This is a genomic window from Pedobacter sp. Leaf250 (genome assembly GCF_920984735.1).
Classification (GTDB): Bacteria; Bacteroidota; Bacteroidia; order Sphingobacteriales; family Sphingobacteriaceae; genus Pedobacter.
Genome location: NZ_CAKLBU010000006.1, coordinates 174,040 through 189,466, shown reverse-complemented (window position 1 = coordinate 189,466; position 15,427 = coordinate 174,040). Strand labels below are relative to the sequence as shown.

Annotated in this window: 15 protein-coding genes; 12 read left to right on the top strand and 3 right to left on the bottom strand. The window is 38.7% G+C overall.

Annotated elements, in window-relative coordinates; genetic code table 11:
- Positions 1–10 precede the first annotated feature (10 nt).
- From LUA91_RS07250 to LUA91_RS07235, 4 genes are read left to right on the top strand one after another with little or no spacing between them, the layout of a single operon-like run.
- Positions 11–577 carry a BT_3987 domain-containing protein gene (locus LUA91_RS07250; protein WP_231425362.1) on the top strand — a complete coding sequence of 189 codons (567 nt, stop codon included), beginning with the start codon at positions 11–13 and terminating at the stop codon, positions 575–577.
- Positions 578–616: 39 nt separating this feature from the next.
- A complete protein-coding gene (locus LUA91_RS07245; RefSeq protein WP_231425361.1) occupies positions 617–2,311 on the top strand; it encodes a DUF5060 domain-containing protein in 1,695 nt (564 codons plus the stop codon).
- A gap of 3 nt (positions 2,312–2,314) precedes the next feature.
- Entirely contained in the window at positions 2,315–3,337 is a 1,023-nt protein-coding gene (locus tag LUA91_RS07240; RefSeq protein WP_231425360.1) for a glycoside hydrolase family 26 protein, read from the top strand.
- Between the two features lie 8 nt (positions 3,338–3,345).
- Entirely contained in the window at positions 3,346–4,491 is a 1,146-nt protein-coding gene (locus LUA91_RS07235; protein WP_231425359.1) for an esterase, read from the top strand.
- On the opposite strand, the gene LUA91_RS07230 is transcribed toward LUA91_RS07235, so the two are convergent.
- Complete coding sequence (locus LUA91_RS07230; protein WP_231425358.1) at positions 4,488–5,252, bottom strand: AraC family transcriptional regulator; 765 nt, start codon at positions 5,250–5,252, stop codon at positions 4,488–4,490. The two genes, LUA91_RS07235 and LUA91_RS07230, sit on opposite strands and share 4 nt — an antisense overlap.
- A 404-nt stretch (positions 5,253–5,656) precedes the next feature.
- Here LUA91_RS07230 and LUA91_RS07225 point away from each other — a divergent pair, with 404 nt between their 5' ends.
- The 4 genes from LUA91_RS07225 (at position 5,657) to LUA91_RS07210 (ending at position 11,023) form a co-directional block, all read left to right on the top strand.
- The gene (locus tag LUA91_RS07225) at positions 5,657–6,856 is read left to right on the top strand and encodes an AGE family epimerase/isomerase (protein ID WP_231425357.1); all 1,200 of its coding nucleotides are present in this window, start codon (positions 5,657–5,659) and stop codon (positions 6,854–6,856) included.
- Positions 6,857–6,998: 142 nt separating this feature from the next.
- Positions 6,999–8,414: a glycoside hydrolase family 30 beta sandwich domain-containing protein gene (locus LUA91_RS07220; protein ID WP_231425356.1), complete on the top strand. Its 1,416-nt coding sequence runs from the start codon at positions 6,999–7,001 to the stop codon at positions 8,412–8,414.
- A gap of 5 nt (positions 8,415–8,419) precedes the next feature.
- Positions 8,420–9,985, top strand: coding sequence for a carboxylesterase/lipase family protein (locus tag LUA91_RS07215; protein WP_231425355.1), 1,566 nt, complete (start codon positions 8,420–8,422; stop codon positions 9,983–9,985).
- Positions 9,986–10,249: 264 nt separating this feature from the next.
- The gene (locus tag LUA91_RS07210; RefSeq protein WP_231425354.1) at positions 10,250–11,023 is read left to right on the top strand and encodes an NIPSNAP family protein; all 774 of its coding nucleotides are present in this window, start codon (positions 10,250–10,252) and stop codon (positions 11,021–11,023) included.
- Positions 11,024–11,081: 58 nt separating this feature from the next.
- Here the strand turns inward: LUA91_RS07210 and LUA91_RS07205 are convergent, their stop codons facing one another.
- On the bottom strand, positions 11,082–11,669 hold the full coding sequence (locus LUA91_RS07205; protein ID WP_231425353.1) for a class I SAM-dependent methyltransferase: 588 nt from the start codon (positions 11,667–11,669) through the stop codon (positions 11,082–11,084).
- A gap of 522 nt (positions 11,670–12,191) precedes the next feature.
- Between LUA91_RS07205 and LUA91_RS07200 the strand changes: the two genes are divergently transcribed.
- From LUA91_RS07200 to LUA91_RS07185, 4 genes are all read left to right on the top strand, one after another.
- On the top strand, positions 12,192–12,338 hold the full coding sequence (locus LUA91_RS07200; protein WP_231425352.1) for a hypothetical protein: 147 nt from the start codon (positions 12,192–12,194) through the stop codon (positions 12,336–12,338).
- Positions 12,339–12,634: 296 nt separating this feature from the next.
- Entirely contained in the window at positions 12,635–13,144 is a 510-nt protein-coding gene (locus LUA91_RS07195) for a hypothetical protein (protein WP_231425351.1), read from the top strand.
- Positions 13,145–13,805: 661 nt separating this feature from the next.
- Entirely contained in the window at positions 13,806–14,357 is a 552-nt protein-coding gene (locus LUA91_RS07190; protein WP_231425350.1) for a hypothetical protein, read from the top strand.
- 124 nt (positions 14,358–14,481) lie between these two features.
- Complete coding sequence (locus LUA91_RS07185) at positions 14,482–14,658, top strand: histone H1 (RefSeq protein WP_231425349.1); 177 nt, start codon at positions 14,482–14,484, stop codon at positions 14,656–14,658.
- Positions 14,659–14,972: 314 nt separating this feature from the next.
- Here the strand turns inward: LUA91_RS07185 and LUA91_RS07180 are convergent, their stop codons facing one another.
- The gene (locus tag LUA91_RS07180; RefSeq protein WP_231425348.1) at positions 14,973–15,248 is read right to left on the bottom strand and encodes a hypothetical protein; all 276 of its coding nucleotides are present in this window, start codon (positions 15,246–15,248) and stop codon (positions 14,973–14,975) included.
- Positions 15,249–15,427 lie beyond the last annotated feature (179 nt).

Genomic DNA, 15,427 nt, shown 5'->3' with positions numbered 1-15,427 from the left:
AATTGTCTTTATGAAAGCACTAAAAAATATATCTTCACTTCTATTGATTTTTTTAACAACTGTACTGCTGTTAAGTTGCGAGAAAAACGATAAGGATCTGGAATACGGAGATCCCAAAATCCTTATCCCCCAAAGTCTTACTTCGGGATCCAATCTTAATTATTTTGTTCCCAAAGGACTTGATTCCGCTTCAAGAAATTATATTATCGATGTCAAAAACAATCAGGTCAATATACTTCTTGGGGTATATCGCAGTGGAAAAGTAAAGGATGAAGCTTATTCGGTAAATATCTCCACCCGCCCGGATACGGTAACTACATTGATAGCCAATAACATATTAACCAATACAGTATTGCTGCCTGAGGGACTGTATAAACTTCCTTCTTCTGTGGCGGTGCCGGATGGTAAAAATGCCGCATCATTTTATCTTTCAATAAATTCAACTCTTTTGAAAGCAAATTATAGTGGTAAAAGAGTTGCATTAGCTGTAGCGGCATCTAACGCCAGTAGATATAGCCTAAATGCAGTAAACAATAAAGTAATCGTAATTATCGATGTGAATGCCCTCAAACTTTAAGCGCTACCAACGTGTAATTCGCTAACAAAATAAATTATAATGATTAAAGAACAGATGATAAAAGGCTTTTGCACTATAGGATTTATGCTCGCTGTGATTAGTTTGAAGGCACAGAACAAAATTATCGCTTTCTCTTTAGAGAACAGAAATGCGAAGCAATATGAAAAAGCAGAGTGGAAAATTGATGTTTCTGCTGATTTTGATAATCCTTACCTGCAGGAGGACATCTCGATGGATATGGAATTGAAATCTCCTTCAGGAAAGCATTTGGTCCTGCCATGTTACTATGAATCTGGAGCTAGCAAAAAATCGACCTGGAAAGCAAGATTTATGGGGCAGGAAAAAGGAAAGTATACCTACAGGTTTCATCTGAAAAAGAACGAAAAACTTGTTTTCTCCACGGCTACTAAAACTTTCAATATTACAGGTTCCAAAAACAAAGGAATTTTGCATGCGGGAAGCAACTGGGCATTTCGATTTGATAATGGTGATGCTTTCCGTGGTATCGGTGAAAATATTTGCTGGGAATCAAGAGATGATGATGATTCTAAATTCTTCAAGGCACTCCATGAGAATCCTAAGTACAATTATGAATATATGTTGCCCGCACTTTCCAGCCATGGTGGTAATTATTTTCGGACCTGGATATGTTCCTGGAATTTACCGCTGGACTGGAAGAGCGGTATTAATAATAAACGCTACACCAATTCTTCAGCTTATTTCAATCCCAGTGCAATCGCAAAAATGGATAGGCTGGTTAACCTTTCAGATTCGCTGGGTTTGTACATAATGCTCACCTTGGGACCAGGTTCTTATGATGCAAAGAATGGTCGCTATCCGGTATCCACTGCTGAGTTTTTTAAGGATCCAAGAGCTAAAAAACAGTACTATAACCGCCTGCGTTTTATTGTTGCCCGTTGGGGATACAGCGCTGCAATTGGTGCATGGGAATTTTTTAATGAAATTGACAATGTTCAGTTCCGAGATAAGAACAATCCCATACCAGCTGAAGATATTGTACAATGGCACAAGGAAATGGCTGAATACCTGAAAAAAATTGATCCGTTTGATCATCTGGTCACCACCAGTATATCCCATCGGGATCTAAAAGGTTTAAACAGTATCAGTGATATTGATTTCAATCAAAAGCATATCTATAAAAACAACAGGGCACTGCCAACGACGATTGTAAATTATACCCACGAATTCAATAAACCATATGTAATCGGTGAGTATGGTTATGAATATGACTGGTCGAAAAACTTTGACCTTTTTGCCCATGAGATGGACAGTGATTTTAAAAGGGGACTTTGGTATGGCCTGTTTTCTCCAACACCTGTTTTGCCACTGTCCTGGTGGTGGGAATATTTCGACAACCGGGGGACTGATACTTACATTCGTAAGGTGAGGACCATACAAGACAGGATGATGATGGCTGGGAAAGGTAACTTTGATGCTTTTTCTGTTTCATCATCTAATTTAGACCTTGAGCTATATAGCGTTAAATGCGGGAATGAGTATTATATCTATGTGTATAACCCTAAAAAAGAAAAGCTCACAACCGAAATCAATTTACTTTTAGAATCGGCAGTTTATTCTGCAGAAAGGTATGATTGTGAAAGTGGGATATCTTCTGCATTAAATGATATTACATCTATTGCTGATAAGGCCGAGATTATTACAGTGGTCTTAAATCCCGGTACCGATGCTGTTTATATTTTAAAGAAGAAATAAATTATGAAAATACTCAAATACGCAATTTGCCTTATTGTAAACCTCAGTTTGATCGGGCAGGTTAAGTCCCAGAAAACGGTAGTGATTCCGAAATTGAAAAAAACAATCGGACCAACCAGGTTCAAAAGCCTGAATTATCTATATGCCATTTCAGGAAAATATACCATTGCCGGCATCCATAACCGGGAACCGAATGCTGAACCCGCGAAATGGACTGATCAGATAAATGTCACGACCGGAAGATACCCGGGATTATGGAGCGGCGATTTTCTTTTTCAGCAGGAAAATATTTTCAACCGACAGACGATGATTAACGAAGCAGCCAAACAGTGGAGCAAAGGTTCAGTCGTTAATGTCATGTGGCATGCCTGTAATCCTGCACTGGAGCAACCTTGTGGTTGGGACAAGAAAGGTGTACTCAGTAAATTAACAGATCAACAATGGACGGAACTGCTTACCGAAGGAACCGTTATCAATTTACGCTGGAAAGCAATGATGGATGAAATTGCAGTTTATCTGCAACAATTAAAGGAGAAAGATGTTGAGGTACTTTTCCGTCCGTTGCATGAAATGAATCAGGGCGTTTTCTGGTGGGGTGGAAGGCCGGGAGCATCCGGTACGAGAAAATTGTACCAGCTCACGCACGACTATTTAACCAAAAACAAAAAACTGTCAAACCTGATCTGGGTATGGGATATACAGGATTTTAAATCTTTGGCTAAAGATGCAGTTAATTATAATCCAGGCCCCGAATATTGGGATATTGCAGCGCTGGATATCTATGATGATAAAAGTGGGTTTAGTCAGGATAAGTATGATATCATGGTGAAAGCTGGAGGAAATAAGCCAATTGCTATTGGTGAATGTCAAAAATTGCCGAGTGCAGGGCAGCTCAAAACACAGCCAAAATGGACTTTTTTTATGGGGTGGTCGGAATTGGTGTTTGAGCATAACACGAATGCAGAAATCAATAATTTAATAAATGCTGAAAATGTCATCACCCTTGATGAGATTAAAGGCTGGTAAACCGAAAGATGAAAAGATATTTCTTTATGCTGATATTGTTGGCTGGATTCCAGTCATACGCACAAAAGCCCCAAAATACATATAGTGTACAGGGCTGGTGGGGGCCTGCTTCACCACCTTACTCACCAGTGGTTGCAAATGATAAAAGTATAACTTTCCGTCTCAAGGCACCGAAGGCTTCAAAGGTAAACCTGATTTTCGGGGAATGGGCAGTGAAGCCTGCTGCAATGACTAAAGATATGGCCGGTAATTGGGAAATTAAACTTCCCGCTCAGCAGCCAGGTGTATATTCCTATCAGTTCTGGGTTGATGGCATCACTATTTTGGATCCCAAAAATCCAGTGGTAAAATCAGGTACAGAACTTTATGGCAGTATCATCGAAGTTCCAGGGGATGAGCCAAGGTTCGATGAGGTTCAGCAGGTTCCTCATGGTCTTTTGCAGTACATTAAATACCAGTCATCTTCACTTCAGAAATTAAGGGGAATGACGGTTTTTCTTCCTGCAGAATATCAACAAAATCAACAGCAGAAATTTCCGGTGTTATATTTAAGGCATGGCGGCGGGGATAATGAAACAAGCTGGACGCAGGTCGCAGGCAAAGCAGATATCATCCTGGAAAATCTAATCGCTGAAAAAAAAGCCAAACCAATGATTATTGTCATGACCAATGGCCTTATAGATGGAGGCTGGGCCGGTGGAAGTTCAAAAGATGGCGTTGAGCAACTGGAGAAAGAATTGCTGGCTGATGTTATACCTTATATAGAGAAAAATTTCAGGGTTATGGCGGATAGAAAGTCAAGGGCCATTGCCGGCCTTTCCATGGGCGGGGGTCAGGCTTACATTATAGGGCTGAAAAATCTGGATAAGTTTTCTTACATAGGCGAGTTCAGTGCGGGGCTGCTGAGTGATGCTGCCTTTGACATAAATGAAAGGGTGCCATCAGTATTCTCGAATCCAAAAAAAATCAATCAAAACATCAAATTATTGTGGATCGCATGTGGTAAAGACGATCCAAGATATCAGGGGCATTTAGCGCTGGATTATACCTTAAAGGAAAAAGGTATAATTCATGAATTTCATGATAGCCAGGGCGGTCATGAATGGCGTTTCTGGCGTGAACAGCTCCATGGGTTTGTGCAAAGGATATTTTAAATAAATACACGTTTTCCACCATAATTTTCCCTGAATTCCTTTGGGGTACAACCTTTTTTGGTTTTAAAAGTCCTGTTAAAATTGGCCATATTGTTAAAACCACATTTATAGGCAATCTCCGCTACAGATTGGGTGGTGTCAATAAGCATTCTGCTGATATGACCCAATCTGATTTCACTAAGGCTGTCAACAAAGGTGTAGCCTGTCCTTTTTTTGATAAACCGGCTGAACGAAGCCTCTGGCATGTTGGCGATTTTGGCCACGTCCGACAAGGTTAGCAACTTATCAAAATTACTGTTCATATACTCAAATACCTTTTCGATACGCCTGCTATTGTAATTGAAATCCTCTTTTGTAAATGTGGAATCGGATAGCATTCTATTGTCCTTAGAAATGGAAAGATCATGCAGGATCGATAACAGTTCAAGGATAGAGTGAAATCCGTTCTTATTACTCAAATTAAGCAGCCTTGGTGCAATTTTATCGATGGTTTCCCGGGAAAACAAAACGCCGCGTTTGGATTGTTCAAACATGCTGCGGATGAAAGAAAGTTGGTTGCGTTTCAGGAATTTTTCATCAAGCAGATCCTTATGGAACTGAATGGTTACTTCCTTGATTTCAGTACTACGGCAATTATGGGTAAACCAGCCATGAGACAGGTTAGATCCTACAAGGACTAAATCCATGTCGTCAATTTCCCCGATGTGGTCGCCGACAATACGTTCTGCACCCGGTGCATTGAGCACAAGGTTGAGTTCCATATCATCATGGTTATGCAGCGGAAAATCGAATTCGGTTTTGGTACGTGAAAAAATTGTAAAACAGTCGCTTTGTGTCAAAGGTGTGATTTCCCTTATAATATTGTTTAACATGTTATATTTGGTATGCTACTAAATTAATAAAAATACACAGGTTATAAAAGTTAGCAGTTAAAAAATACATTGCGGGTTGGTAAATAAGCATCACTAATAAAATTGATCTTATGTGTGTTATGCAGTCTTGAATGCCGATTTCTTGATCTTGTATTGTGTTTTGATGTTAAATAAACATTTACTTTTGTTAAAAATGTATTGATGCGCATCAGTGGGTATAATATGTTTTTATGGTAAAATAGTATTAACTAATCTTATGCATCAGGAATTATTTTTGAAGAAAATACAGCTTAATGGATCGTAAATTATTTCATTTTATCGGGGAATTTGAAACTGAACTGAAAAATATCCTAACGTACTGGAGGAACAACACTGTAGACCTGGATTTTGGCGGGTTTATTGGTCAGATTGCCGAAGGTGAGTTAATTAATCCTGATGCTGAAAAGGGATCGGTTTTAAATGCAAGAATCTTGTGGAGCTTCTCCGCTGCCTACAATTTTAATGGAGATTTGCAGGATTTATATTTAGCCCAGCATGGCTTTCAGTATATCAAAGAACACTTCATTGATACAAAATATGGAGGCGTTTACTGGTCGCTTGATCATACGGGAATGCCCCGGGATCGAAAAAAACAGATTTATGCCATTGCTTTCACCATCTATGCGCTTTCTGAATATTATCTGGCAACAGGTGATAATGAGGCATTGGATCTGGCAATAGCATTATTTCACGATATCGAACTTCATAGTTTTGATCCGGTAGATGGCGGCTATTTTGAGGCTTTTGCAGAAAATTGGGATCAAGTTCGGGATTTAAGGTTAAGTCAGAAAGATGCCAACGAAAAGAAAACAATGAACACGCATCTCCATATTTTGGAGGCCTATACCACGCTTTATAAAATATGGCCTGATGAACATTTAAATAATCAGATCATTGGCCTGTTAGGTGTTTTTGATAAATACATTATAGATACAGAGGGACACCTAAATCTTTTCTTTGATGAGAAATGGAACAGGAAATCCAGTGAAATTTCTTATGGTCATGACATTGAAGCATCATGGCTACTGCTGGAGGCGGCCGAAATGATTGAACACCCGGAGCTCATTTCACACTTTAAAAGCATGGCCATTAAAATTGCAGAAGCATCTGCAGAGGGTATGGATGAGGAGGCCATGATCTATGAATATTCTCCAGTGAATAATCACAGGAATGATGAGAAGCACTGGTGGGTACAAGCTGAGGCCATGGTTGGTTTCTTAAATGCATTCGAATTATCAAAGAATCAAGTTTTTTTTGAACTTTTTGATAAAATATGGAACTATACAAAGAAGCAGATAGTTGACCACCAGAGTGGTGAGTGGTTTTGGGGTAGAAATGCGGATGGTTCTGTGATGGCAAAACAGGATAAGGTTGGTCTATGGAAATGTCCTTACCATAACAGTAGGGCCTGTATAGAGATTATTTCGAGGTTAAAGCATTTGCAAAAAGATTAAATGATGTGTTGATGAGCCATACGGCTTAGGTACTCAGGTATTACTTTGATGTTCTTCAGATACATAATATCATAAAATGTTAAAATCCTATTAAAGTAATGGGAGGCTTACACTTAAGTTTGTATAAACCAAGTATAAGCTTATGCCACGATACCCCCTTTCAAATTATCCGTCCAAGAATGTATTCCTGTTAATTCTGTTTTTAAATGCATTTCCTCTTCTGCTCCTGGCACAACTTAAGGTGGAGAGTTGGGAAACCAGCAATGACAAATCGATGCTTTTATCAAAAAAGAATATTGTCGAGCCGGGAAATGATAAGGCGGAAGTCATCAACATTAACGCAGCAAAACAATATCAGTCTGTTGATGGGTTTGGGTTTGCGCTGACAGGTGGAAGTGCTCAGCATATTATCAGGATGTCTGCTACGGAGAGAAGCAAACTTCTGAATGAGCTTTTTGGAAACAGGCCTGGCCAAGTGGGAATCAGTTATATCCGCGTGAGTATAGGCGCATCTGATCTGAATGAGTACGTATTTTCTTATGATGACCTGAAAGCAGGGGAAACTGATCCAGAGTTAAAGCATTTTTCCCTATCGCAGGATGAAAAGGATGTGGTGCCTGTATTAAAGGAAATTTTGGCGATATCCCCAAAGATAAAAATTATGGGTTCTCCATGGTCCGCTCCGGTATGGATGAAATCAAACCAGAATGTTCAGGGTGGGAGATTAAAGGATGAATATTATAGTATTTATGCGGACTACTTTGTGAAATATATAGAGGCCATGAAAAAGCACGGGATTGTTATTGATGCTGTGACTGTTCAAAATGAACCTTTTAATGATGGCAATACACCCAGCATGCAGTTTCTGGCCAAAGAAGAGCTGCGTTTCATCCGCGATCATCTGGGCCCAAACTTTAAACGCAAGAATATAAAAACGAAAATAGTTCTTTATGACCACAATTGTGATGCTCCGGAATATCCCATTTCAATATTGGCAGATCAGAAGGCAGCAGCTTATATTGATGGTTCAGGATTTCATTTATATGCCGGTCAGACGGCTGCAATGGGCAAGGTTCATGATGCTTTCCCTGGGAAAAACCTTTATTTTACTGAAATGATGGCGGTAAGCAAGGATGGTGGTTTCAATACCGCCTATCCAGTAGGAAGGATATTAATAGGTGCCTTACGGAACTGGAGTAAAAATGTGATTTTGTGGAATCTAGCGGCAGATCTCGGCTATAATCCTCATACGGATAATGGAGGCTGCTCAATATGCCAGGGAGCAGTGACTATAGACGGAGATAAGGTGGTTCGCAATCTTGCCTATTATGTCATCGCACACGCATCTAAATTTGTCCCTGTCGGATCGTATAGAATTGAAAGCAGCCTTACAACAAAGGTGAGTAATGTAGCCTTTTTAACTCCGGAGGGAAAACGGGTGCTTATCATTTCCAATAATTCAGCAGAGCCCCAATTGGTAAAAGTCGTTGAGGATAAACAGTTTTTCTTTTACACTATAAATAAAGGTTCATCCCTTACCCATATCTGGTCATTATGATAGAAATGAAAAAATATATAATTCTGTTGTTTCTCTTATTTTCTTCGAGCCTTTCATTCGCTCAGAATGATATTTTAAAAAACGGTGAAACGTTGGTCACGCTTAAGGAAGGTAAAATCAGAGGAACTGTTCTCTCCAGCAGTGTGCTGGCATTTAAAGGTATTCCTTATGCGGAGCCTCCGCTGGGTGAACGCAGATGGCGATCTCCCATGCCTAAAAAGAACTGGGTTGGTGTAAAAGACGCTATGGCTTTTAGTTCACGATCGCCTCAGCGGAATACTTACGATGACATGTTTTTCAGGAGTGCTGAAGAAAGTGAAGATTGCCTCTATCTTAATATCTGGAAACCTCAAATAAAGGATGGTAAGTCCTTACCGGTGGTGGTCTACATTCACGGAGGAGGATTTTCCAGTGGGGATGGATCAGAACCCAGGTATGACGGAGAAAGTATGGCTGTCAAAGGCGTGATTTTTATTACTATAAATTATCGACTGAGTGTTTTTGGGTTTTTAGCACATCCTGACCTTTCCAAAGAGAATAAACAGGGGAGTTCTGGTAATTATGGGTTGCAGGATCAGAATGAAGCGCTGCGTTGGATCAAGCGTAATATTTCAGCATTCGGAGGAAATCCGGATCAGATCACCATTGCTGGGGAATCAGCGGGTTCTATGTCAGTTTCTGCTCAGCTGTGTTCACCGCTTTCAAAAGGATTGTTTCAAGGTGCGATCGGCCAAAGCGGCTCCATACTTGGGTTCGAACCTCCTGTGAGCCTGTCAAATGCAGAAAAAATAGGCGCCGAATTTGTAAAAGCCTGCGGAGCAAACAGCATCTCTGAATTACGTAAAATCCCAACACAGGAGTTATTAAAAAGATCAAAAGATTACTGGTTCCCCTTAACAGTAGACGGTTATTTTTTTGTAGAACAACCACTAACTACCTATACCTATGGTCGTCAGATGGATGTGCCGCTCCTTGCAGGATGGAATACTGCAGAGCGAAGTATGAATGCTATTCTGTCTAATCAGAAACCTACTGTTGACAATTATAAAGCCGGAGTGGATAGGGGCTTTGCTTCAAAGAGCAAAGAAATATTTGCTCTGTATTATGCGAACACAGATGAGCAGGTGCCACAGTTGGCGACTGACCTCGCAAGCGATCGCTTTATTTCCTATTCTACCTGGAAATGGATTGATGTGCACAGCAAAACAAATGGTCATCCTGTATATCGGTATTTGTTTTCCAGAAAACGTCCTGCTTTTATCGGACATGGATCTCATAATACAGATATAATGGGTGCGGTACATGCCTCAGATATTGAATATGCCCTTGGAAATCTCAAGCTAAACAACAGTTATAAATGGGAAAGTGAAGATTTTGAAACATCGAAAGTCTTCCAGTCCTATTTGCTAAACTTTATCAAAAGTGGCAATCCCAATGGAGAAGGTCTTCCCAGATGGTTTGGTCTTCAAAGCAGTATTCCAAAAGTCATGATTATTGATGGGGAGAGTAAATCTTTATCTGAAAAAAATGGAAAAAGATACTTGCAATTGGATGGGATAGTGAATCCCTAATTGTTTTTATCACCTAATCAAGATTTAATGAAAAACATATATGGACATCAGGGCATGGAAGGACGGTGAATTTTCCAGCTTCAATTGTTTAAAAACCCGAAACTTTATAATTGTAGTAATGGATTTTAGGTATTGAAAATTAAGGTCTCGACTAGGTTTTAGGTTTTGTATAATGCGTTTAATTAGGATAATACTTATCTTCGGTTAACGATATTTTTAGACATCGGGTTTATATTGCTATTTTTTTACTCAAATAAATATATCGTGAAATCTTTCCTAAACAGAATACTTCTTGCAGCTGTTACCCTAATTGCTTTATCAGCATATGTTGTTGCTGCCAAGCGGGTCTTTTATTATCAAATTAAGATTTATCATTACAAAAGCACTGCGCAGGAAAATACAATCGATATGTATTTAAAGACAGCTTACTTACCAGCTCTGCGCAGGGCAGGCATAAAGGAGGTGGGAGTTTTTAAGCCGATTGTGCAGGATACTTCAGATATGACTGTTTATGTTTTCATACCACTTCAAAAGCTGACCGATTTAGATAAAGTCGATATGACGATTATCAAGGATAATATAGATGCCCAAAGCGGAAAACAATATACGACTGCACCATACAATGATGCGCCATATACGCGTTTGGAATCTATATTGCTTAAAGCTTTCACTTCGATGCCGGAGTATTCGCTACCAAAGCTTTCTACACCTAAAAACGAACGGGTTTATGAATTAAGAAGTTATGAAGCCGCGACCGAAGCCCTTTCTCTCAACAAAATTGAAATGTTTAATGATTATGAGGTTGAGATTTTCTCGAAGTTGAATTTTAATGCTGTTTTTTACGGACAGGTGATTTCCGGAAGTAAAATGCCGAATTTGATGTATTTAACTACCTTTGAAAATAAAGCGGACCGGGACAGCCACTGGGCGGCTTTTGGTCCCGAATATAAAAAGATCAGTGGTTTGCCTCAGTATCAGCATAATGTTTCTAAAAATGTAACCTTGTTCCTGTATCCCGCGGATTATTCTGATATTTAAGTTTTCCCATGTCATCCTGGTAAGGATTATCTATCCTTAAATAAAACAAGGACTGCATTTAGTCAGTTTTTTTAAATAGCAGAAAATGCTGTAGCGGTAAAAAAGTGGCATTCTTGATTAGCTTAAAGCCATTGGCCAAGAGTTCTTTCTTTGCTTGCTTAACGCTCATTTTGTGTTCAGGTTTGATGGCTACTTTGGGATCTTCCGCTTTGTATTCTAATAATAGTAGCTGGCCATTGGGCTTAAGTGCTTTTTTTAAGGCGGTCAGGTAAGCTGCGGGGTATTGCAGTTCATGATAGACATCCACCATAAATGCCAGATCTATGGAGTTGGCTGGTAGATTTGGTGATTGTTCGGTACCCTTGATTACTTCCATATTGGATAGGCGGTCATTGGTTGCTATTTTTTTGAGGTAAGTGATAGCATCGTCCTGGATCTCTACAGCGTAGATCTTGCCGTTTGGGATCAGCTTGGCAATTTTTGAAGTGTAAAAGCCGGATCCCGCGCCAATATCAGCTACAATGCTATTGTCTGACAATGGTAGGGATGCGAGTGCCAAATTGGTATTTTCTTCTTTTTCGCGGCTATTTCTTTCTAACCAGTCAAGACCCTCAAAGCTCATTACATGGGCGATCTCTCTTCCCATATAAACTTTACCGGTACCGTTGGAGGATGGTTTCTTGTAAGTGTATGGAGACTGCTCCTGAGCCCTTGTCATTTGGACAGCTATCAATAAGCAAAATGGAAGTACTAGGGATGTGACGTTCATAGCGATATCAATTATAACTGAAGCGGAGATAAATTCCTAAAAGTTAAGGTAATAAATTTTTGCCATTTGGTCATATATTCATTTTTAGGCTGCTGTACTATCTTGAAATTTAAAAAGTATTACACGATTTTAAAATCAAGAAATTGTTAAAGGAAACTATCGATGTCTTCGCCAAGGATTTTTATTTGGGAACTCAACATGATAATGATAGAACTCGATTACCGCTTCAGGTATATATTAATAATGGTAGTGGAGGATTTTGGTTTATAAAAACGTTAGTTTTAGACAATTTGCTAAGCAACCAGTTTAGGCCAATCAGGGAGCAGGTTGATCTCTGTTCTATTAATTGTTGAATTATGGATATGTGCACTTTAAGATAGACATCTATCCTGGTCATTTTTGGCTGAAACAATCCACAAACAGGTCATCCAGCTTAATATAGCTGTGGAAATCCCAAGTTCTGGGACAGCAAGGTTAAAAGAAGAAAATATGGCAATGATGGAAATTGTGGCGGCAAATAATACTGGGATGAATTTTTTCATATAGGATGCTTTGGAAGGGTAGGTTCAAAAATGACTCCAGAAATAATAAATATAACTAACTGGCAACCAATATTTCTTTATTCTGACATTTCTACTAAAAAAGTCAGGTTTTTAGGTTTTGATCTGCCCATCAGTGATGGCTTGCTGACAATATGGTATTGGTATGAATTGCACCTATTATGTCCATACGAAATGCATTTAAGCATTTATATTCATTATAATTAATTTGGAAAACCATGGATCACTTTAGCTGGTTATCAAAGTGACGGGAAGCAATAAAAATGTGCATTAATATAAAATATGGAACTTAATCCTAAATCTTTTGAACCCCAACAGGTGGCCAATTCAAATATGATACTACTCGATTATTTTATTGGTGAAGGAGAAGGTCTTGAGGCGTATCAGTTAGTGCGTTTTTCAAGATCTGAGGTATGGAATGTACTTTGCGACGGCTTTCTTCTAGGCTCACTTAAGAAGAAAGATGGGAAATGGTTAGAAGATAGTGCAGGTAATCTCAGTAAACATGAATTGGTAAAGATTGGCGATTTCATTGATCGGCAACATTTCAACTCATTGCCTTACCGGATTAAAGAGCATTGGGAAGAATATGTGGAAGAAGTAATTATGCAAACTGATAGCGAATATCTCGTGGTGACCATTGCGGGAAGTAATTTTGAACGCTTTGAAAAGATGTTCCGCTCTTTTATTTCTGAATTGATTGAAGATTCATGGCCGATTCATTTTAAGGTATATGATAGTGGATTTGAAAGGGAATTTGAAATGTTCGGCACTCAGAAACTTCGATATTAACTTTGCTGTAAACTAACAGGAATAATACTTCAGCTATTTCCGTATTTCCAAATTAACAATCTTGCAGGTATACAATTATTTTCCGGATATATATCTGAACTTATTACATCCTGAATGTTTTGTTCGGGCAATTTACAATTCATGCAACTTCTTTTGGTATGCGTATGGGGTTTGAAAGATGGTGTGGTTTGAGGCCTTTTCTTTATTGTCCCGCTGACGCCTGTCAGCTTATTCTATTGATTCAGCGATTTTCTTCAGTCACGGTTTGATAACCATGTTTTCTCTCTTTAAATGGATAAATAATAAAGTAATAGTGCTTTCGCCGCTGGATGAGGGGATATTTATTTTCTGATTATGTGATGATCTAGGCTCATATTCAGCTCATATACTGTCCGATTTAGCCCACTTCAGTCCAAAAATTTCATATCCATGGCTTCCTGAATAGGTTTGTTCCAAGAAACTTAGTTAGTTGATTTAGCTGCTAAGTAGAGATGGGTCTTTCTAATCGCATAATAAGCTGCTCATACTGTGACCGTCAGGATCTTTGACATTTGGGAATGAAACATTATTCTGCGAGGAGCGGAAAATCCTGCGAAGTTGAGATGATTTCAATACGACGAAAGCGCAGGGGCAGGCGGGAGCCCGGTTTGTATGAATCGATATGTATTTCTTTAACAATTTTGAAGCGACTTTGCAAAAAGCGGGTGGTGTTGATCCTGTTTCACAGGTTTTTTACATCAATAAGGGTGAGGGTGTTACGGCCAAAGAATCTTTTAACCTGCTATCTGATCGTTCAGTTAATAAAGATGTGGTACTCAAGAGTGGTGAAAAAGCGAATCTATGGCTCAAACTAGACTTTGCTGAAAAGGTAGATGGAAAATTTGCCATGAAAAATTTTGGCGAAAGGTATGGTTTTGATCTTTCGGCAACCATTGATCGTTTCATGATCTCAGATTTAGAAAAACCTGGGTTTAAAGATCAGTTAATGAAGTCTTTGCAACGTGGTAATGTTCATGAAGTTTCCTTTTCTAAGGATGGCAGGGAAACCAAAGGTTATGTAGCCGCAAATCCTCAGTTCAAGACTTTGGATTTTTATGATGCGGGTATGAAGTCAGTCTACAGTAAGGCTGTTGATCAAAAGGAGGTAGCAAGTGAGGCAGTTATTCAGGAACCAGAAGTGGTAATGGAAGTAAAAAAGGGCAGGGGCAAATAGCCTTTGTTTAAGTTTTAGTATTGTTGAGGCTTAGCAGGGGGCATTTGCCCCTTGCTTTGTTACGTCTGGATTTTTGCGGTTTTGGGGGATTCAAATATATTTGCCGCTTAAACATTAATTTATTATGGAAAAATTTGCAAAAATTAAAGAGCTTGTGGCTTCAGTTGAGGCTGATGCTGAAAAATTTTACAATGCAGGAAATGCTGCAGCCGGAACACGTGTTCGTAAAGGTATGCAGGACCTGAAAAACCTAGCTCAGGAAATAAGAGCCGAGGTAACAGAAAAGAAAAATACGAAGTAATCAGTTCAGATTACTGTTTTGGGAATCATGCCCCAGTCCGGATTCGGGCTGGGGCATGATTGTTTTAAATAAACTGAATCATTTTGTTTCTATACTCAAAAAGTATTAAGAGAATATCAAAACAACTATCCTGTACTAAAATAGCTTCTAGTTTTATTGCTGTTATAACTTATATGGAAATTATAATTCACTCTTTGATTTTTTAAAAACCTTATTTTAACCTGCAAATCTATCGCTGAACTGCTATTTTAACGTTATTACCATTTTAAATGATATTTACTTGGGATCAACGTAAATTTGTTTTAAAGATTTCATCACCTTTCATCTTTAGATGAGATGATTTGAAAATGCTTTTCGTATTCTTCATAACTTTCAAAGCCGACAAACAGGGAAAGACTATTGTAGACAAATGATGAAAAGGTAGCCTTATCGTCAGTGATACCAAAGAACTTTTTGATTGTATTTTCTGATAGATAATTTTGATCCTGAATAAATATTTTTTCGGAAATCACTCTAAAGTCTTTAAGTGAAATGGAATCAATTTCGCATTTCAAAAGGATTAACCTTTTTAAATATTCTTCTGCATCCAATATCATAATAATGAACGATGATGGTTAGAAATAAGATATTGATGACTTTGTGAGCCACTTCAAAATATCAGTTATCTGTACAAAGTCGAAAATTTAAATTTTATTTGAAAATTATACCTTACTTTCCGTATTAATTCAAGGCTTATTAACACGTTTTTTACAATTGATTTTGATGGGAC